General features: G+C 63.6%; 21 protein-coding genes. 6 read left to right on the top strand and 15 right to left on the bottom strand.

Annotated elements, in window-relative coordinates; genetic code table 11:
- Window positions 1–33: 33 nt before the first annotated feature.
- The 4 genes from JQ580_RS02275 (at window position 34) to JQ580_RS02260 (ending at window position 2,995) form a co-directional block, all read left to right on the top strand.
- Window positions 34–405, top strand: coding sequence for an ElaB/YgaM/YqjD family protein (locus JQ580_RS02275; protein WP_212278117.1), 372 nt, complete (start codon window positions 34–36; stop codon window positions 403–405).
- Window positions 406–496: 91 nt separating this feature from the next.
- A complete protein-coding gene (locus JQ580_RS02270; RefSeq protein WP_212278116.1) occupies window positions 497–952 on the top strand; it encodes a hypothetical protein in 456 nt (151 codons plus the stop codon).
- 184 nt (window positions 953–1,136) lie between these two features.
- Window positions 1,137–2,279: an OpgC domain-containing protein gene (locus JQ580_RS02265; RefSeq protein WP_212278115.1), complete on the top strand. Its 1,143-nt coding sequence runs from the start codon at window positions 1,137–1,139 to the stop codon at window positions 2,277–2,279.
- 101 nt (window positions 2,280–2,380) lie between these two features.
- Window positions 2,381–2,995, top strand: a complete 615-nt coding sequence (locus JQ580_RS02260) for a TetR/AcrR family transcriptional regulator (protein ID WP_212278114.1) — start codon at window positions 2,381–2,383, stop codon at window positions 2,993–2,995.
- Here the strand turns inward: JQ580_RS02260 and JQ580_RS02255 are convergent, their stop codons facing one another.
- From JQ580_RS02255 to urtA, 15 genes are all read right to left on the bottom strand, one after another.
- On the bottom strand, window positions 2,996–4,651 hold the full coding sequence (locus JQ580_RS02255; RefSeq protein ID WP_212278113.1) for a CHASE domain-containing protein: 1,656 nt from the start codon (window positions 4,649–4,651) through the stop codon (window positions 2,996–2,998).
- A 296-nt stretch (window positions 4,652–4,947) separates the two neighbouring features.
- Window positions 4,948–5,571, bottom strand: coding sequence for an urease accessory protein UreG (ureG, locus tag JQ580_RS02250; RefSeq protein WP_008131868.1), 624 nt, complete (start codon window positions 5,569–5,571; stop codon window positions 4,948–4,950).
- A gap of 37 nt (window positions 5,572–5,608) precedes the next feature.
- Window positions 5,609–6,337: an urease accessory protein UreF gene (locus JQ580_RS02245; protein WP_212279178.1), complete on the bottom strand. Its 729-nt coding sequence runs from the start codon at window positions 6,335–6,337 to the stop codon at window positions 5,609–5,611.
- Entirely contained in the window at window positions 6,318–6,968 is a 651-nt protein-coding gene (ureE, locus tag JQ580_RS02240; RefSeq protein WP_212278112.1) for an urease accessory protein UreE, read from the bottom strand. Before ureE ends, JQ580_RS02245 begins: the two co-directional genes overlap by 20 nt.
- A gap of 14 nt (window positions 6,969–6,982) precedes the next feature.
- Window positions 6,983–7,282 carry a putative quinol monooxygenase gene (locus JQ580_RS02235; protein WP_212278111.1) on the bottom strand — a complete coding sequence of 100 codons (300 nt, stop codon included), beginning with the start codon at window positions 7,280–7,282 and terminating at the stop codon, window positions 6,983–6,985.
- 127 nt (window positions 7,283–7,409) lie between these two features.
- Complete coding sequence (ureC, locus tag JQ580_RS02230; protein WP_212278110.1) at window positions 7,410–9,125, bottom strand: urease subunit alpha; 1,716 nt, start codon at window positions 9,123–9,125, stop codon at window positions 7,410–7,412.
- A 37-nt stretch (window positions 9,126–9,162) separates the two neighbouring features.
- A complete protein-coding gene (locus JQ580_RS02225; RefSeq protein WP_212278109.1) occupies window positions 9,163–9,702 on the bottom strand; it encodes an HD domain-containing protein in 540 nt (179 codons plus the stop codon).
- A gap of 3 nt (window positions 9,703–9,705) precedes the next feature.
- A complete protein-coding gene (locus JQ580_RS02220) occupies window positions 9,706–10,011 on the bottom strand; it encodes an urease subunit beta (protein WP_212278108.1) in 306 nt (101 codons plus the stop codon).
- An 11-nt stretch (window positions 10,012–10,022) separates the two neighbouring features.
- Window positions 10,023–10,325 carry an urease subunit gamma gene (locus JQ580_RS02215; protein ID WP_007605424.1) on the bottom strand — a complete coding sequence of 101 codons (303 nt, stop codon included), beginning with the start codon at window positions 10,323–10,325 and terminating at the stop codon, window positions 10,023–10,025.
- 37 nt (window positions 10,326–10,362) lie between these two features.
- Window positions 10,363–11,193 carry an urease accessory protein UreD gene (locus tag JQ580_RS02210; RefSeq protein ID WP_212278107.1) on the bottom strand — a complete coding sequence of 277 codons (831 nt, stop codon included), beginning with the start codon at window positions 11,191–11,193 and terminating at the stop codon, window positions 10,363–10,365.
- Window positions 11,194–11,224: 31 nt separating this feature from the next.
- Window positions 11,225–11,920, bottom strand: coding sequence for an urea ABC transporter ATP-binding subunit UrtE (gene urtE / locus JQ580_RS02205; RefSeq protein ID WP_212278106.1), 696 nt, complete (start codon window positions 11,918–11,920; stop codon window positions 11,225–11,227).
- Window positions 11,921–11,924: 4 nt separating this feature from the next.
- On the bottom strand, window positions 11,925–12,686 hold the full coding sequence (gene urtD, locus JQ580_RS02200; RefSeq protein WP_212278105.1) for an urea ABC transporter ATP-binding protein UrtD: 762 nt from the start codon (window positions 12,684–12,686) through the stop codon (window positions 11,925–11,927).
- Window positions 12,687–12,692: 6 nt separating this feature from the next.
- Window positions 12,693–13,859 carry an urea ABC transporter permease subunit UrtC gene (urtC, locus tag JQ580_RS02195; RefSeq protein WP_212278104.1) on the bottom strand — a complete coding sequence of 389 codons (1,167 nt, stop codon included), beginning with the start codon at window positions 13,857–13,859 and terminating at the stop codon, window positions 12,693–12,695.
- Complete coding sequence (gene urtB, locus JQ580_RS02190) at window positions 13,856–15,463, bottom strand: urea ABC transporter permease subunit UrtB (protein WP_212278103.1); 1,608 nt, start codon at window positions 15,461–15,463, stop codon at window positions 13,856–13,858. Before urtB ends, urtC begins: the two co-directional genes overlap by 4 nt.
- An 84-nt stretch (window positions 15,464–15,547) precedes the next feature.
- Complete coding sequence (gene urtA, locus JQ580_RS02185; protein ID WP_212278102.1) at window positions 15,548–16,870, bottom strand: urea ABC transporter substrate-binding protein; 1,323 nt, start codon at window positions 16,868–16,870, stop codon at window positions 15,548–15,550.
- Between the two features lie 480 nt (window positions 16,871–17,350).
- On the opposite strand from urtA, the gene JQ580_RS02180 reads away from it, so the two are divergent.
- Together JQ580_RS02180 and infA are read left to right on the top strand one after the other, a co-directional pair.
- The gene (locus JQ580_RS02180) at window positions 17,351–18,946 is read left to right on the top strand and encodes a DEAD/DEAH box helicase (protein WP_212278101.1); all 1,596 of its coding nucleotides are present in this window, start codon (window positions 17,351–17,353) and stop codon (window positions 18,944–18,946) included.
- 23 nt (window positions 18,947–18,969) lie between these two features.
- The gene (infA, locus tag JQ580_RS02175; RefSeq protein WP_007599789.1) at window positions 18,970–19,257 is read left to right on the top strand and encodes a translation initiation factor IF-1; all 288 of its coding nucleotides are present in this window, start codon (window positions 18,970–18,972) and stop codon (window positions 19,255–19,257) included.
- Window positions 19,258–19,434 lie beyond the last annotated feature (177 nt).

Here is a 19,434-nt window from a genome sequence, read left to right as displayed (position 1 = left end):
ACGTTCTCCGGCTGTCACAGTTCGGAGTTCCTGATGTCCACGACCAATGCCGAAGCCGGGATGAGCGACTGGACGGACAAAGCCACCAAAGAACGCCTCGAGAAGGATGTAGCAGCCGTGAAAAGCGATATCGCCGCCCTCACCGACCAGATCACCGACGCCATCAACACCTTCGCCAATTCCACCAGCAAGCAGGCCCGCCGCGGCTACCGCCAGGCCCGCGAGAACATGGACACCGCGATCGACGACGTGTCGGAGCGCAGCAGTGCAATGATGGGTGCCGCCCAGGAAGCCTATGGCTCGATCGAGGAATCGCTCGAAGACGCGATCACACAGCGGCCGCTCGCGACCGTTGGCCTCGCGCTCGGAATCGGTTTCCTGATTGGTGCCGCCTGGCGCCGCTGACATTTAAGAACACGTGCTGACACGGCGGCGCCAGTGCGCCGCCGGCATCTGCCCGTGACGGTTCGGCTTGGGGAATTGAGGAGCGAGGGCCATGTTTCAGCGCATCATCGACGGGATCAGTGCATCTACCGGTACGACGGTGCGGCTGACCTCGCTCGCCGCAGCCGCGGCGTTCGCGCTGCTCGTGACGACAGGCTTCCTGTGTGCCGCCGCCTTCATCTCGGTTCTTCAGAAGTACGGACCGGTGCAAGCCTGTCTTGCCGGCGCCGGCATCTTCTTCCTGCTGACGCTGGCGGCCGCGGGCTCCTATTGGGGCTACAAGCGGGAAATGCGGAAGCGCGCCTGGATTGCGGCCGAACGCGCCGCCAAGTCGCCGGCACCAAGCATGCTCGCGGACCCCATGCTGCTTGCCACCGGGCTGCAGATCGTTCGTGCCATCGGGGTCAAGCGACTGTTGCCGATCCTGGCGATCGGGGGCGTTGCCCTCGGCATCATGGCGAGCCGCGCCGTCGCTCCTGATGAGGCGTCGGCCGAGCCCGCCGAATAGCGGAAAGAGCGGGCGGAAATATTTCCTTGTGAATTTTAGAGCATCTACAGGAATTGGGCTTGGGGAAGCTCGGCTTCTTGCGCCAAGTCGGTGCGGACATGGCCGCCATCACGCAAATGCTACTCGGATAAGCAGGCGGTTGCCGCTAAAAGCGTCATCCTGATTCCCAAAGCTATTTTAGTCAATGAAACCGTCCGTCAAGGCGAACCTCGCTGCATACCATCACGACGCCAGACTGTATCTGACACTCGGCATCGCCAACTGGTCGGTGTTCGTCGACCACATCCCGAACAACGTCGTCAATCTGCTGACGCTGCGCAATTTCGGCTTCAGCGGCGCGGCCGACCTGTTCGTGTTCGTCGTGGGCTACGGCGTTGCCATCATCCACGGCCGGATGGCGCTTGAGCGGGGCTATCTCGTGGCGGCGACGCGTATCTTCCGCCGCGTCTGGCGACTCTACGCCGCCTATGTCGTTCTGTTCGTGATCTACATCGACACCATCGCCTACGTCGCCTCGCAATCAATGGCGCCGGAGATCATCCACGAATACAACATCTCGGGCATTCTCGAGCACCCGCTGCGGATCCTGGTCCGCGGCCTCGTGCTCCAGGAGGAGCCGCTGAACCTCGACCTCCTGCAATTGATGATCCCGTTGATGGCGTTCTTTCCCTTCGCGCTGTGGGGCCTGTTGCGACGGCCGAACCTGACCCTGGCGGCATCGGTCGCGCTGTACGTTGCGGCACGCTGGTTCGACTGGAATTTTCGCGTCTATCCGGACCAGGAATGGACCTTCAATCCGCTGTGCTGGCAGATGCTGATGGTGCTCGGGGGCTGGTTCGCTGTGACGGGCGCGCCCGGGCGGGCGCTACGCGACATGCCCTGGCTGCGGATCCTTGCCGGCGCATACCTCGTCTTCGCGATGGCCATCACTTTGCTGCGCCATTTGCCGGCAGTGTCGGCTTATCTGCCGGACCTTCTCCTCGACAGCATCGCGCCGAGCGACAAGGAAAACCTCGCACCCTATCGCGTGGTTCATTTCCTCGCGCTTGCCTTTCTGGCGACCTATCTCGTTCCAGCCGATCATCCCGGCCTGCGGTTGAAACCGCTCCAGGCAGTGATCCGGTGCGGCGAGGAATGGCTCGCCGTGTTCTGCGTCGGCGTGTTCCTGTCGTTCGCCGGTCACCTCATCCTCATCACCAGCGCCAATCTGGTGACGATGCAGATCGTCGTCAGCCTCGTCGGGTTCGCCGCGATGACCGCGGTGGCTTACTATGTCGCCTGGTCGAAGTGGCAGGATCTGCCAACCGCCTTGCGGCAGCAGGCCTAGGAATTTCGTCGTGCGTTAACGCATACGCCTGGTGATTTCCCCTAGGCCGACCGAGAGGGCTGCGCTATCCCGGCAGGAGCGATTGGGCGAGGAGACCGGGCGTGGTGACGGCGAAAGGCGGGGATGACGGGGCCGACAGCGCCCCGCGGCGCGGCCGGCCGCGATCGATCGAGACCAGCAATGCCATTCTCGAGAGTGCCTATGCGCTGATGGCTTCCACAGGCCTTGCCGCCACCACCATCGACGCAGTCGCCCGCCATTCCCGCGTCTCGAAGATGACGATCTACAAATGGTGGCAGTCCCGCGAGGCGCTCTTGATCGACGCTTTTCTTCAACATGCCTCGCAGATGCTGCCGCTGCCCCCGGTGAGTGCCGGCAACCCCGTGGCGCGCGCCCGCCGCCATGCCGCGGCCTACGCCGAAGCGCTCCAGGGCCAGTTCGGCAAGGTTCAGCTCGCCGTCATCTCCGAATGCATTTCCAAGACCGGCTCTGCCGAGCTGTTCTACGCCCGCTATCTGAAATTCCGTCGCGACGCGCTGGTCGAGATGATTGCGGCGGGCCAGAACGACGGCAGCATCCTGGCCGACGGGCCGGCTGAGGATCTCTACGACGCGATCTATGGCAGCTTGTTCTACCGCTACGTCTTCGGCATCGCGCCGATCACGCCGGCCTATGCCCGCAATCTGGTCGACATGGTGCTACGGCCCAAGGGCTAGCTAACGCGTGGGCCGCACCGGCGCCGAGAGCTTGTCCGTGCGATCACGCTCGGTCATGTCGACGACCGTCTCCATCGGCGCGGTCAGCTCGTAGACGTAGGACGCGTCGGTGAAGTAGCGCTTGGCGGTGCCGCCGAGCGCCTCGGGGGCGACACGGTCGAGCAGGATCAGGCCGAAATCGGAATCAGGGCGTCGCGTCGCCTCGCTGGTGTTGAGCTCCTCCCAGCGGAAATGGAAGACCTCGTCGGCCCCCTCGCCCGTCACCGTCCAGCTGGCCGTGATGTGCGGGTGCTTTCCAACCAGCGACAGGCCCTCGTCGGAATGCGAGGCGAGTTCGAAGAATAGCAGCGAGAGGCTTTGCGCGGCGCGCGCGCTGACCGCGATATCAGGACCCGTGACGGCAATGCGGTCGGCGTGCGGGATGGCGCGCGCTTCGAACAGGCCCTTCAGCTTGACGCCCTGCCACTGGCTCTCGCTCAGCAGCGAGACCACGTTGGACATGGCGTGAATACGCCCGATCAGGAGCTCGCGCGCGCCGTCGATGTCCGCGCCGTGACGCAAGGTGCGCGTCACGATCGACTGGATCACCGCGAGGATATTCTTGACCCGATGGTTGAGTTCGTCGATGACCGCGGTCAGCCGGCGCTCGAAGCCGATTCTGACCTGGATTTCCCGGCTGAGCCGCAGATTGTTGTAAGCGACATAGCCAAACAGGCCGCACACCATCGCAGTGATCGCAAAACCGATCGCAGCCACGATGATCGCGGTTTGCTCAGCGCGACGCGCCGAGTTGGCCTTGGCGTAATAGCCAAGCTGCCAGTCCCGGCCCCCGAAGCTCACCGTGCGCGTTGCCGATGGCGTCGCCCCCTCCGTCGTCGTCATGCGCGTCGAGACGATGCCCTGGTCATTGGCAACGAGTTCGCCACCTTCCTTGCGCGGATCCCTGAGCGCGACCGAGAACAACGACATGTCGTCATTGGTCAGCATCAGCGAGGCGAGCTCGTAGGAGAACGTCACGAACCCGGCCGGCTCGGTCGCACCCTCGGGAATGACGGGCGCTGCCACGATGATCCCGACCGGCCCGTTGCGACGCAACAGCGGAATCGGATCCGAGGCCACCGACCTTTTCTCGATCCGGGCCCGCGTCAGCATGGCGCCGCGAACCGGATCCTGGTCGTAACTTCGGCCCGGCAGAGCCTTGGTCTCATCGCTGCGAGGCTCCAGATCCAGCAGCACGTCGATCGGCTGGGTGATCTCCGGATTGATCGGCTTGTCGTCATAAGTGCGGATGGTGGGATTCGGAAAGCCGGCGCCGGCAATTGCCGTCTGAGCCGCCGTGAGCTCGTCCGGCTTCAGCCGGGCGATCCAGCCGGCCACCACGAAATCGGTCTTGAAGGCGTAGATGGCCGAGCGCAGCGGCTCCAGCATATCCGGCTTGATCACCGATGGCGCGCGGAACAGGCCTGAGGCGACACGAGCGAGCAGTTCGCGCTCGGTGAGCCGGTCCTGCACCAGGCTGGCATGCACGTCGATCGCTCGCGCGAGTGCGATCCGATCCAGCGCCAGCTCCTGGTCGTGGACGCGATAGGCTGCAAGCCCGGAGAGCAACGCTCCGAGCAGAGCAATGAAACCGATGATGAAACCCAGCCGGACCACGCGACTACTCAGGCGAAAGCGGGAGGTCGGCAATAAACAAGGAGCATATCAACGCCGCTCGAACGGCCACCTGCGGGATCGGGGTAAACCCCGCTGGCAGAGATAATGAATGAGGACACATCGGTACGCAACGTGGGTCGCCTGAAAAGCTTAATCCGTCCGGCCGATGGTCTGACCGGGTGACTTGCCCGGGCTCCGGAGGTAGTCAATCGCGGTGTCCGAAATTTGTTCCGCGGTTGCGGCCTCGGCCCCTTGGTTAACGCCGAAATGGGCATGCGCCAAGTCGTCGCGCGCTGTCAGCCCGCCCGCTTCAGGCCGCCTTTGGCCTCGATGAAGCCGACAATGCGGTCAAGGCCCTCGCTCTTCTTCAAGTTTGTCATGACGAAGGGGCGCTCGCCGCGCATGCGCCTGGCGTCGGTATCCATCTTCTCCAGGGAGGCTCCGACATGGGGGGCGAGGTCGATCTTGTTGATGACCAGAAGGTCGGACCGGGTGATGCCGGGACCGCCCTTGGACGGGATCTTGTCGCCGGCAGCGACGTCGATGACGTAGATGGTCAAGTCGGCCAGCTCCGGGGAAAAAGTGGCAGCGAGATTGTCGCCGCCGGACTCGATGAGCACGAGGTCGAGCCCGGGAAATTTCGCCCGCATGTCCGCAACGGCGGCGAGATTCATCGAGGCGTCCTCGCGGATTGCGGTGTGCGGGCAGCCGCCGGTCTCGACGCCGGCGATGCGATCCGGCGTCAGCGAGCCGGAACGCACCAGGAATTCCGCGTCCCATTTGGTGTAGATGTCGTTGGTGATCGCGGCGATGTCATAGCGCTCGCGCATGGTCTTGCAGAGCAGGTCCATCAGCGCCGTCTTGCCCGATCCGACCGGGCCGCCGACGCCGACACGCAAGGGGCCGTGAGATTTCGACATGTGATTTGCTCTTTCTCGATTGGAAGGCCGCACCCGCTCACGATCGGAACAGTCGCGTATATTGCGTCTCGTGCCGGAGGCTGGCGAGATCGGCACGGAAGGTCGCGCCGCCGAGATCGTTCAACGTCGCATTCAGCGCACGATTGGCGGTGGAGGCGACGGCCGCTTCCAGCCTCACCAGCACGCGCTGGCTGTCGGTCTGACCGAGCGGAATGAGCCGGCTGGCCGCAGATATCCAGTTCGAGACCAGCGCATGCAGGAAAGCGTGCAGTGTCGGCGCCAGCGGTACGCCGTGCATGGCTGCGACAACGCCGACGGCGAGAGGATACACCAGCGGCGTGCGGCATGCCGCAACAATGGCATCCAGGCCGTCTGCATCCCATGCTGCCCGCGAGATGTCGATGAAGGCGCGGCCCTGCGAGCTCGTCTCCAGCTGCCGCTCGCGCGACGGCACCATGGCCGCAGCGAGCTCGGCGATATCGCTGAAAGTGGCCTCCTCGCCCGCCTCGGCGGCACGATAGGCGTGGACCAAAAAGGTCGCGTCGCAAAAGCCGGAGCCGTCGCCGAGCATCGCTTCGAGCCAGTCGGCCAGCGTGGCGGTATCGACGATGTCGCCGACCTCGACCGCCCATTCGATGCCGCTGGAATAGGAGAAACCGCCGACCGGGAATGCCGGCGACAGCCAGGTCATCAGCCGGTACAGCGCCGCGGCCTCGCGCTCGGCGAGGTCGCCGGCACCGCCCCGCTCACTTGTGGTCATGAGCATGCTTGTGGCCGTGGTGGTGGTCGGGATGGTCGCAATGCTCGTCGTGGTGATGGTGGCCATGATCATGCGCGGCATGATCGTGATTGTGGTGGTCGTGAGCGTGATGATCGTGGCCATGATGATCTTGGCCATCGTGACCATGGTCATGATGATGTCCGTGATCATGATGCGCATGGTCGTCGTGTCCATGCGCATGGCCTGCGTCGGCATAGGCGCCGCCTTCAGGATCGAACGGCGCTTCGATCTCGATGACGCGCGCGCCGAGCCCTTTCACCATGGCCTCGATGACGTGATCGCGGCGGATACGCAAGGCCTTGGCCATGATCTGCGTCGGCAGATGGCGGTTACCGAGATGCCAGCCGACGCGGACGAGGTGGTGCGGATCGCGGCCGCGGATTTCGAGTAGCGGCTCGGGCGCGGCGACCACCTCGACGAGCCGGCCATCCTCCAGCACCAGCGCATCGCCGCCGCGCAGTGCAACGGCATTCTCGAGGTCGAGCAGGAATTCGAGGCCGCGCGTCCCCGTCATGGCCATGCGGCGGCGGTGCCGATCGTCGAAATCGAGCACGACCGTATCCGCTGCCGCGTCCGTGAAGCGGTGTTGTCCCCTGACCTGCGTCGCCCGGATCATGCGCTTTTACTCCGTTATCGTGTCTCGACCTTCTCGGGCGTGATCACTTCGATCTTCGGCGGTGCCGTGAAGCACTTCACCGCGACGCGGCCGAACGTCTTCATGTGCTCCTGGCCGCGATGCGGCACCAGCGCCTCGGCGTTCTCCCATTGCTCGACAAACACCATCTTGGCAGGGTCGGTGACGCTCTCATGCATATCATAGGCGATATTGCCGGGCTCTTTTCGCGTTTCCTTGATGCAGGCGGTGGCGGCTGCAATGAATTCGGCGCGCGTCTCGGGCTTGATGGTCAGGGTGGCAACGACGTAGATCACGAGAATCCTCCCGGCTTTTCTTCTAGGGTTCGATAGCGGGCGGGACATTAGACCAGCCGGCATCGAACGCAAAACCGGAAAAGCCGCCCCCCGGGCAAGCGCCCGGGACATGCGTTGAGGCGCTATTTCAGTACATGAAATATCGCTGTGCCATCGGCAGCACCTCGGCAGGGGCGCAGGTGAGCAATTCGCCATCGGCGCGCACCTCATAGGTCTCCGGATCGACCTCGATATTGGGCGTGGCGTCGTTGTGGATCATGCTCTTTTTCGAGATCTTGCCGCGGGTGTTCTGGACGGCATAGAGCTTCTTCTCGATGCCGAGCTTGCGTGCCAGACCGCCGGTGATGGCGGCCTTCGAGGTGAACACCACGGACGACGCCGTGCGTGCCTTGCCGAAGGCGCCGAACATCGGCTGGTAATGCACCGGCTGCGGTGTCGGGATCGAGGCGTTGGGATCGCCCATCGGCGCCGCAACGATCGTCCCGCCCTTGACGATGCAGTCCGGCTTCACGCCGAAGAAGGCCGGCGACCACAGCACGAGATCGGCGAGCTTGCCCTTCTCGACCGAGCCGATCAGCTTCGACACGCCATGCGCGATCGCCGGATTGATGGTGTATTTGGCGATGTAGCGCTTGACGCGGAAATTGTCGTTGTCCTTGCCCTTGTCCTGCGGCAACGAGCCCCGCTGCTTCTTCATCTTGTCGGCGGTCTGCCAGGTCCGGATGATGACCTCGCCGAGGCGGCCCATCGCCTGGGAGTCCGACGACATCATCGAGAGCGCGCCGAGATCGTGCAGGATGTCTTCGGCGGCGATCGTCTCTTTCCGGATGCGGCTTTCCGCGAACGCGAGGTCTTCAGCGATCGAGGGATCGAGATGGTGGCACACCATCAGCATGTCCAGATGCTCGTCGATGGTGTTGCGCGTGAACGGCCGCGTCGGGTTGGTCGAGGACGGCAGCACGTTCTTGAGCCCTGCGACCTTGATGATATCCGGAGCGTGGCCGCCGCCGGCACCCTCGGTGTGGAAGGCATGGATCGTGCGGCCCTTGAAGGCCTTGATCGTGTCCTCGACGAAGCCGGATTCGTTCAGCGTATCGGTATGGATCATCACCTGGATATCGTGGGCGTCGGCCACCGACAGGCAGTTGTCGATCGCCGCCGGCGTGGTGCCCCAGTCCTCGTGCAGCTTCAGCGCACAGGCGCCGGCCTTGATCATCTCGACCAGGGCTGCGGGACGCGAGGCGTTGCCTTTGCCGGAGATGCCGAGATTGACCGGGAAGGCGTCGAACGACTGGATCATCCGCCCCATGTGCCACGGCCCCGGCGTACAGGTGGTCGCGAACGTCCCGTGCGACGGGCCGGTGCCGCCGCCCAGCATCGAGGTGACGCCGGACATCAGTGCGTGCTCGATCTGCTGCGGGCAGATGAAATGGATGTGGCTGTCGAAGCCACCCGCGGTGAGGATTTTCCCTTCGCCCGCGATCACGTCCGTGCCAGGGCCGATGATGATCGTGACGCCGGGCTGGATGTCGGGATTGCCGGCCTTGCCGATGCCGGCGATCATGCCGTCCTTGATCGCGACGTCGGCCTTCACGATGCCCCAGTGGTCGACGATCAGCGCATTGGTGATGACCGTGTCGGCCGCGCCCTGCTTGTTGGTGACCTGCGACTGCCCCATGCCGTCGCGGATCACTTTGCCGCCGCCGAACTTCACCTCCTCGCCATAGGTGGTGAAGTCCTTCTCGACCTCGATGATGAGGTCGGTGTCGGCCAGCCGCACCCTGTCGCCGGTGGTGGGACCGAACATGTCGGCGTAGACGGAACGCTTTATTTTGACGGACATCACAAGCCCCGTTTTCGTTTGAATTCTTGATTGGTGCTCATAGCGAGGCTCTCGCTCGTCGCACCACGTCATCGAATGTTTCGTCGAGGTAGGCATTACCGCCGCGGCAGCCCGCGACGACCTGCACGGCCCAATCGGTGTACTCGATCAGATCAGCACGCTGCTCGGCGGTCGGATTGGAACGAATACGAGCCCCGATATTGCTGATCTTGTCGGCAATTTTGATTAGCTTTGCGTCAGCCGACTTGTTCGGCGCATCGACAATCTGTCGCTTCCGTTGCTCGGCCTTTGGCAAGCTCACGTCATCTGTGCATTCAACGACCAGGGAAGCCACACGATCGGAGAATCTTGCCGAGAGCTCTTCGGTAGTCGTCTCAGTGTCCTCGAGCGTATCGTGCAACCAGCCAGCTGCAACCAATTCGGCATCGGCGCCGTTCGTTGCGATAGCAAGGAAATTTGCGACTTCGGCAAGATGATTTGCGTAGGGCTCGTTATCTCGCCCCTTACGCAACATACTTTTGTGCCGGCGAGCGGCCACTTCGGCAGCTTCGGAAATGAGGCGGACGGCGGGCAGCATGCGTCACAGCTTCCCCATGACGTCGCCGCGGAAGCCGTAGATCATCTTCTTCCCCGCCACTGCGACGAGTTGCACGTCGCGGGTCTGGCCCGGCTCGAAGCGGACGGCGGTACCGGCGGCGATGTCGAGGCGCATGCCGCGGGCCTTCTTGCGATCGAACTTCAGCGCCGGATTGGTTTCGAAGAAATGGTAGTGCGAGCCGACCTGGATCGGGCGGTCGCCAGTGTTGGCGACAGTGATCGTCACGGTCTTGCGGCCGGCATTGAGTTCGATCTCGCCGTCCTGGATGAAGAGTTCGCCGGGGATCATGCGTCTTGCTCCTACCTGATCGGCTCGTGCACGGTGACGAGCTTGGTGCCGTCCGGAAAGGTCGCCTCGACCTGGATGTCGTGAATCATCTCGGGGATGCCCGGCATCACCTGATCGCGGGTCAGGACCTGCGCGCCGGATTGCATCAGCTCGGCGACGGTGCGGCCGTCACGGGCGCCTTCGAGGATGAAATCGGAGATGATCGCGATCGCCTCGGGATGATTGAGCTTGACGCCGCGGTCCAGCCTTCGGCGGGCGACGATCGCCGCCATCGAGATCAGAAGCTTGTCCTTTTCGCGGGGAGACAGATTCATGCGAAATCTCTTCCGTTCAACACGTCGATTCAACCGGTCAATTCAGCCAGAGCCGCGGCAGTGCGGCACCGGTACGCGCCAGCACGGCCATCATGTCGGCGCGCAAGCGCGCCGCATCTTGGGCACAGAACCGCGCCATTGCAAAGCCATTCCACGAGGAGATTCCGACCTCGCCGCAGAACGAGTCCGAGGCTTCGCGGATGCGCTCGACCAGGGCCTCGTCGCCTGGGACGATCAGCGCCGTGCCGATCGCCGCGCCGCCCTTCGCCACCGCCGGTCGCCGAAGTTTTGCGCCGATATTGCCGTCGAGCCTGACGGTCTCGGCGAACACCAGCTTGCCACCAAGCCGCAGCCGCCAGCGGTCGACGAACTCGCCCTGCTCCATTCGCTCGCCCATGGCGGTGCGGCCGAACACGACGATCTCGCACAGCACGAGCGAGGCGGTCTCGTCGAGTTCGATATCGAAGCGGCGATGGACCCGGGCGCGATCGAACAGGATCGTCTCCTGCGGCAGCCAGCCGAGATGCGCACCAGCGGCAATTTTCAAGGAAATAGCGAGCTGTGCTGCCGCTCCCGGCGCACGATAGACCTTTTCGGCCGCCGCCGTCGTCAAGGTCAGGCGCGAACGCTCGCCCACTGCGATGTCGATCTCGAAACCGTCCCCTCCCGCGACGCCGCCGGCCGTGTTGACGAACACGCCGGACAACCCCTCGCCTTCCGGCGAGGGAAAACGCACGCGCAGCGAACCGGATTCATGCAAGACGCCGCGCCGTGTCACGCCATCTCGCGCATGGACGTCGAAGCGCACCGCGCCGCGGGCACGGTTCGCCTCGAAAACCCCCGACGTGACCGAAACGTCGCTGCGCATCCGCCTCCCCCAGCCGGTCGCGGCAGAATGCTTACAGCGCCATCTGGCGGCTGATCTCGCTCGCGTCCAAATTGGCGCGATCGCAGGTGAACTTCACCGCGCCGCGATCCATCACGGCAAAACTGTCGCCGAGTTCGCAGGCAAAGTCGAGATATTGTTCGACCAGCACGATGGCGATGTTGCCGAGGTTTCGCAAATAGGAGATGGCGCGGCCGATGTCCTTGATGATCGAGGGCTGAATGCCCTCGGTCGGCTCGTCGAGCAGCAGCAATTTCGGACGCATCACCAGCGCCCGACCGATCGCGAGTTGCTGCTGCTGGCCACCTGACAGATCGCCGCCGCGCCGGCCGAGCATGGATTGCAGCACCGGAAACAGCGAGAATACATCATCCGGAATGTTCTTGTCCTGGCGCTTGAGCGGACCGAAGCCGGTCTTGAGGTTCTCCTCGACCGTCAGCAGCGGGAATATCTCGCGGCCCTGCGGTACGAAGCCGATACCCTTGCGCGCACGCTCGTAGGGCTTCAGGCCGGTGATATCGCTGCCATCGAACTCGATCGCGCCTGAGGAGATCGGATATTGCCCGACCATGGCGCGCAAGAGCGAGGTCTTGCCAACGCCGTTGCGCCCGAGCACGCAAGTGACCTTGCCCGGCTCAGCCGCAATCGAGACGCCGCGCAGCGCCTGCGCCGCGCCGTAGAACAGGTTGATGTCCTTGACCTCAAGCATTTGCTCAGCGCCCCAGATAGACTTCGATGACCCGCTCGTTGGACGAGACCTGGTCGATGGTTCCTTCCGCGAGCACGGTGCCCTCGTGCAGGCAGGTGACCTTGACCCCGAGCTCGCGCACGAATGTCATGTCGTGCTCGACCACCACCACGGTGTGGGTCTTGTTGATCTCTTTGAGCAGCTCGGCGGTCAAATGCGTCTCGACGTCGGTCATCCCCGCAACGGGCTCATCGACCAGGAGCAGTTTTGGGTCCTGCGCGAGCAGCATGCCGATCTCCAGCCACTGCTTCTGGCCGTGGCTGAGGCTGCCGGCCAGGCGGTTGCGCGCCTCGGTGAGGCGGATCGTCTCGAGCACCCTGTCGATGCGTTCTGCCTCGTCCCTGCTGCCGCGCCAGAACAGCGTGCCGCGGACCGAGTGATCGACATTGAGCGCGAGCAGGAGATTATCCTGCACGGTCTGGCTCTCGAACACCGTCGGCTTCTGGAACTTGCGGCCGATGCCGAGCTCGGCGATGCGGGTCTCGTCCAGCCGCGTCAGATCGGTGACGCCATCGAACAGCACCGTGCCCTCGTCCGGCTTGGTCTTGCCGGTGATGATGTCCATCATCGTGGTCTTGCCGGCGCCGTTCGGGCCGATGATGGCGCGCATCTCGCCGGGCTCGAGCGTCAGCGACAGATTGTTGATGGCGTGAAAGCCGTCGAACGAGACGTGCACGCCGTCGAGATAGAGCATCGCGGATGTCGCGCGGGTGTCCATGACGTTCATTGCCGCCTACTCCGCCATCTTCGGTTCGGCGACGCCGTCTTCGGCCGCGGCACTCGCCATCGTCGCGGCGCGCTTCTCCTTCGAGGAGTCCCACCATGCATTGAAGGTGCCGACGATGCCCTTCGGCAGCAGCAGCGTCACCAGGATGAACAATGCGCCCAGCATGAACAGCCAGTACGGCGCCAGCACGCCCGAGGTGAAAAACGTCTTGGCGTAGTTGACGACGACGGCGCCGAGCGCTGCACCGACCAGTGTGCCGCGGCCACCGACTGCAACCCAGATCACCGCCTCGATCGAATTGCCGGGCGCGAATTCCGATGGATTGATGATGCCGACCTGCGGCACGTAGAGCGCGCCGGCGACCCCGGCCATGCAGGCCGACACCGTGAACACGAACAGCTTGTAGGATTCGACGCGGTAGCCGAGGAAGCGCGTGCGCGACTCCGCGTCACGGACTGCGATCAGCACCTTGCCGAGCTTCGAGGAGACGATCGCACGGCAGATCAGGAAGCCTGCGATCAACGCCAGGCAGCTCAGCGCGAACAGCGCCGCGCGGGTGCCCTCGGCCTGCACGTTGAAGCCGAGGATGTCCTTGAAGTCGGTCAGGCCGTTGTTGCCGCCAAAGCCGAAATCGTTGCGGAAGAAGGCAAGCAGCAGCGCATAGGTCATCGCCTGCGTGATGATCGAGAGATAGACGCCGGTGACGCGTGAGCGGAACGCGAGCCAGCCGAAGCAGAAGGCGAGCAGGCCGGGCACGACCAGCACCATCAGCGCGGCGAACCAGAACATGTCGAAGCCGTACCATGTCCAGGGCAGCTTCGAATAGTTCAGGAACACCATGAAGTCGGGCAGAACAGGGTTGCCGTAGACGCCGCGGGTGCCGATCTGCCGCATCAGGTACATGCCCATCGCATAGCCGCCGAGCGCGAAGAAGGCGCCGTGGCCGAGCGAGAGAATGCCGCAATAACCCCAGATCAAATCGATCGAAAGCGCGAGGATCGCGTAACAGACATACTTGCCCCAGAGCGCGACGAGATAGGTCGGCACCTGCAGGAACGAGCCGGCGGGCAGCAGCAAATTGGAGAGCGGGATCAGGATGCCGCAGGCCGCGACGACGGCCAAGAAGATCGTCGCACTGCGGTCGAGCGAACGCGTCAGCATGTGAGGGGTCATGCTTCCACCGCACGGCCCTTGAGCGCGAACAGGCCGCGCGGGCGCTTTTGAATGAACAGGATGATGAGAACGAGGATCGCGATCTTGCCGAGAACGGCGCCGGCGACCGGCTCCAGGAACTTGTTGGCGATGCCGAGCGTGAAGGCGCCGACCAGCGTGCCCCAGAGATTGCCGACGCCGCCGAACACCACGACCATGAAGCTGTCGATGATGTAGCTCTGGCCGAGATTGGGGCTGACATTGTCGATCTGCGACAGCGCCACGCCGGCGATGCCGGCAATGCCCGAGCCGAGCCCGAAAGTGAGCGCGTCGACCCGCGAGGTCGCGATGCCCATCGACGCCGCCATGCGTCGGTTCTGCGTCACCGCGCGCATCTCCAGGCCGAGCGCGGTGTAACGCAGCATCGCGAGCAGGATCGCGAACACGGCCAACGTGAAGACGAGGATCCAGAGCCGGTTGTAGGTGATGGTGATCTGGCCGAGTTCGAAGGCGCCGCTCATCCAGGAGGGATTGCCGACCTCACGGTTGGTCGGACCGAACATGGTGCGCACCGCCTGCTGCAGGACCAGCGACAGGCCCCAGGTCGCAAGCAGCGTCTCCAGCGGACGGCCGTAGAGGAAGCGAATGATGCTGCGTTCGATCAGCACGCCGATGGCGCCGGCGACGACAAAGGCCAATGGCACCGCGATCAGCAGCGAATAGTCGAACAGGCCGGGGTAACGGGTGCGGATCACCTCCTGCACCACGAAGGTGGTGTAGGCTCCGATCATCACCATCTCGCCATGGGCCATGTTGATCACGCCCATCACGCCGAAGGTGATGGCAAGCCCGATCGCAGCGAGCAGCAGCACCGAGCCGAGCGAGAGGCCGTACCAGGCATTCTGCACCATGGACCAGATCGCGAGCGAGTTCTGGATGGAGCCGATCGCGCTCGCGGCTGCTTTGGTCACCGAGGCCGGCTGGTCGCCCATGCCTGTAAGCAGCGCCAGCGCCTCCTGATCGCCACGCGCCTTGAGGGTGGCCACCGCCTCCAGCTTCTCGACCTCGGTCGCGTCCGGCTTGAACAGCAGGATCGCCGCGCGAGCGTCGCCGAGCGCAGCCTTGACTGACTTGTTGGTTTCTTTCGCAAGCGCGCCATCGACAGCCTCGAGCGCGGTCTCCTCATGCGACTTGAAGACGGATTGCGCGGCCTGGAGGCGCGTCCCGACGTCCGGCGACTGCAGCGTCAGGCTGCCGATCGCAGCGTCGACGCTGCGGCGCAGGCGGTTGTTGAGACGGACGGCGCTCGCGCTGTCGGGAACGGTAGCGACGGGCTGGCCGGTCACGGCATCGATCGACTTGCCGTCGGTACCGGTGACGTAGACCTTCTTGCTGTCGGGGTCGGCCATCAGGCGGCCGTCCTGAAGCGCACTGATGATGGGGAAAGCCAGCGGATTGCCGCTGCTCGCGACCACGCCGATCGCCTCGTCCGTATCGGAATAGTCATCGTTGGCGAATTTGGCGACCGCATCCTCGAACGGACCGGCGAGAGCCGGCAGCGCAAACGCGATCAGGAAAAACGAGAGCGCAAGCGAGCAGAGGCGCGCGGACAAATGGGCTGGCACTGTGAATGACCCCGGCAGAAATGAGTGGAGAAGGCGGCGGGATCGCCGCCTTCTCCGGTCGTGCAATGGCGTGTCAGATCCGGATCAGGAGCCCGAACCGAGGCACTTGTTGGTCTTGGTGTTGAAGTTGCCGCACTTCTTGCCAACCCAGTCGCCGATCAGGTCCTTGGAGCCGTCGAGCTCCTTCGACCAGGCATCGCCCGCAACGAGACCCGGGGTCTTCCAGACCACGTCGAACTGGCCGTTCGCCTTGATCTCGCCGATGAACACCGGCTTGGTGATGTGGTGGTTCGGAAGCATCTTGGAGGTACCGCCGGTCAGGTTCTTGGCTTCGATGCCCGGGAGGGCGTCGATGACCTTGTCGGGATCGGTCGACTTCACCTTCTCGACCGCCTTGACCCACATGTCGAAGCCGATCACGTGCGCTTCCATCGGATCGTTGGTCACGCGCTTCGGATTCTTGGTGTAGGCCTGCCACGCCTTGATGAACTTCTCGTTCTCCGGCGACTTGATCGACTGGAAGTAGTTCCAGGCGGCGAGATGGCCGAGCAGCGGCTTGGTGTCGATGCCGGCGAGCTCTTCCTCACCCACCGAGAACGCGACGACCGGGATGTCCTTGGCCTTGATGCCCTGGTTGCCGAGCTCCTTGTAGAAGGGAACGTTGGCGTCGCCGTTGATGGTCGAAACCACAGCGGTCTTCTTGCCGGCCGAGCCGAACTTCTTGATGTCGGCCACGATCGTCTGCCAGTCGGAATGACCGAACGGCGTGTAGTTGATCATGATGTCTTCCTGGGCGACACCCTTGGACTTCAGATAGGCTTCCAGGATCTTGTTGGTGGTGCGCGGATAGACGTAGTCGGTGCCCGCGAGCACCCAGCGCTTCACCTTCTCGTCCTTCATGAGATAGTCGACGGCGGGGATCGCCTGCTGGTTCGGCGCAGCACCCGTGTAGAACACGTTGCGCTCGCTCTCCTCACCCTCGTACTGCACGGGGTAGAACAGGATGTTGTTCAGCTCCTTGAAAACGGGCAGCACCGACTTGCGGGACACCGAAGTCCAGCAGCCGAACACGACCGAAACCTTGTCCTTGGTGATCAGCTCGCGCGCCTTTTCGGCGAACAGCGGCCAATTCGACGCGGGGTCGACGACGACGGCTTCGAGCTTCTTGCCGAGAACGCCGCCCTTCTTGTTCTGCTCGTCGATCAGGAAAAGGATGGTGTCCTTCAGAGTGGTTTCGCTGATGGCCATGGTGCCGGAAAGGGAGTGCAGGACGCCGACCTTAATGGTGTCGTCCGCGGCCTTTGCGCCAGTCAATGAAGCCAGACCGAGCATCAGGCCGGCGGTCGCGGCGAGCACGCCGCGGCGGCTAAATGACGCCGCTATATCGTGAGTAGATTTGCTAAACATGAGTGTCTCATCTCCCTGACGCAGACGTGAAAAACGCTGCGAAACGGCCCCACGGCCGCCTGCGATTAATGGAATCGCAAGAACCGTGCCATGGCTTGAGCACCTGCCAACTCATTGGTCAGGTTAGACAATTCTGTTGCAATCCAAGTTTAGCCGCAGTTCGGCTGCTCATAATTTGGGCGAATAAAATGTATGCTTATGCGTCACTCAGTTTGTTTTTTGAGCACATGCCGACTTGTGGCTAAAATTCCGGCATAACTATTTTTGCACCGCAATAACCATTTCAGGCTGCTCCGCCTTGAAAGCGCCCTCTCAATGTTCCATATGACGTCCAGAGACCTCTTGCGAATCAAGGGGTCGTCGCGAGCCGCGTGTTCTTAAGCCCTTACGGGCCTCTGGCTTGCCCCATATCTCCCAAGCCATCCGACACCCCAAACACGCAGGTGTCTTCTCGACACCCTTCTGCGTGCGCCGCGCTGAATGCGCCGGGCGCCCGTTTTTGACATGGAAAGAACCCCCCTTTTGACTTCGTTTCAGGACTTCGGCCTCGCCGAACCGATCGCGCGCGCTCTTCAAGAAGAGAACTACGTCACCCCCACCCCCATCCAGGTCCAGACCATTCCCACGGCGCTAACCGGCCGCGACGTCGTCGGCATCGCCCAGACCGGCACCGGCAAGACCGCGTCCTTCGCGCTGCCGATCCTGCACCGCCTGCTCGAGCATCGGATCAAGCCGCAGCCCAAGACCACCCGCGTCCTGGTGTTGTCGCCGACCCGCGAGCTGTCCGGCCAGATCCTCGACAGCTTCAACGCCTATGGCCGCCACATTCGCCTGTCCTCGACGCTCGCCATCGGCGGCGTTCCGATGGGCCGTCAGGTCCGCTCGCTGATGCAGGGCGTCGAAGTGCTGGTCGCCACCCCCGGTCGCCTGCTCGACCTCGTGCAGAGCAACGGGCTGAAACTGGGAAGCGTCGAATTCCTCGTGCTCGACGAGGCCGACCGCATGCTCGACATGGGCTTCATCAACGACATCCGCAAAATCGTCGCCAAGCTGCCGATCAAGCGGCAGACGCTGTTCTTCTCGGCCACCATGCCGAAGGATATCGCCGAGCTCGCCGACGCCATGCTGCGTGATCCCGCCCGCGTCGCGGTAACCCCGGTCTCCTCGACCGTGGAGCGCATCCAGCAGCGCATCATCCAGGTCGATTTCTCCGCGAAGCCGGCGTTCCTCGCCAAGCTGTTGAAGCAGGAGCAGGTCAACCGCGCCCTGGTTTTCACGCGCACCAAGCACGGCGCCGACAAGGTGGTGAAAACCCTCGAAAAGGCAGGCATCGCGGCCAGCGCCATCCACGGCAACAAGTCGCAGAACCATCGCGAACGGACGCTCGCCCAGTTCCGCTCCGGCGAAATCCGTACACTGGTTGCCACCGATATCGCCGCCCGCGGCATCGATGTCGACGGTATCACTCACGTCATCAATTTCGACCTGCCCAACGTGCCCGAGACTTACGTGCACCGCATCGGCCGCACCGCGCGCGCCGGCGCCGAGGGCACCGCGATCTCGCTGGTCGCAGGTGGCGAGGAGCTCAGCTATCTCCGCGACATCGAACGGCTGATCAAGGTGGCACTGCGCCGCGAAGATCTCCGCACCGACGCCGGCCGCCGCGATGCGGGCGCTCCCGCGCCGCAGCAACGGCAGGGCCGCGGAGGTCGCCCGGGCCAGCGTCCGCAAGGCGCAAGGCATGGCGAGGCACGCCACGGTGACGGACGTCGTAGCGACGAACGACATTCCGACGGACGCCACCATACCGCCAAGCAGGGCGATGGACGCTCCGGCGAAGGCCGACATGGCGGCGAAGCGCGGCATGCCGACGGGCGGCCCGGCAACGGCCCGAACGCCTCGAAGGGGTCTCGTCGTCCGCGCTCTGGTGGGAAGGCGCATTCTTCCCCAAACGGCCGTCCGGAACAGCGTTCCGTGCATAGCGCCGGCGCGGCTGATGGGATACAAGGCGTGGCCTTTTTGCGCCGTGAGAGTCGGCCGAACGGCCAACCAAACCGCAAACCCCACTCGCACTAGCCGTCCACGACCTGGAGAAATTCATGGCTAAGGAAGAGCTGATCCAGTTCGAAGGACTGGTCACCGAAATCCTCCCCGACGCACGCTACCGCGTGCAGCTCGATGCCGGACACGAGATCGTCGCCTATACCGCCGGCAAGATGAAGAAGAACCGCATCAAGACGCTGGCGGGCGACCGCGTGACGGTGGAGATGTCGCCCTATGATCTCGAAAAGGGCCGGCTGATTTTCCGCCATAAGGACGAACGTCCCAGTGGCATGGGTGGACCGCCCCGCCCGGGCCAGCGCGGCGGACAGTTCCGCCGGCGCTAGGCATCTGCGGGCGGCCTTGGATCAAAAGTTCCGGCTTCAACGTCGATCCGCCGCGGACCTCGCGTCGGATCAAAAAATCGTGCGCGCCCGGATTGTTTTGGGGTGCCAATTCCGATAAAATGAATTCATCGATTTTCGGCCGGACGACATTAGCATCCACCGGTACAGCCGGTTCAG

This window comes from Bradyrhizobium sp. SZCCT0148, from assembly GCF_018129985.1.
Lineage (GTDB): Bacteria > Pseudomonadota > Alphaproteobacteria > Rhizobiales > Xanthobacteraceae > Bradyrhizobium > Bradyrhizobium japonicum_H.
Note: the sequence above shows the minus strand (reverse complement) of the source record. Positions and strands in the feature narration are given on the sequence as shown.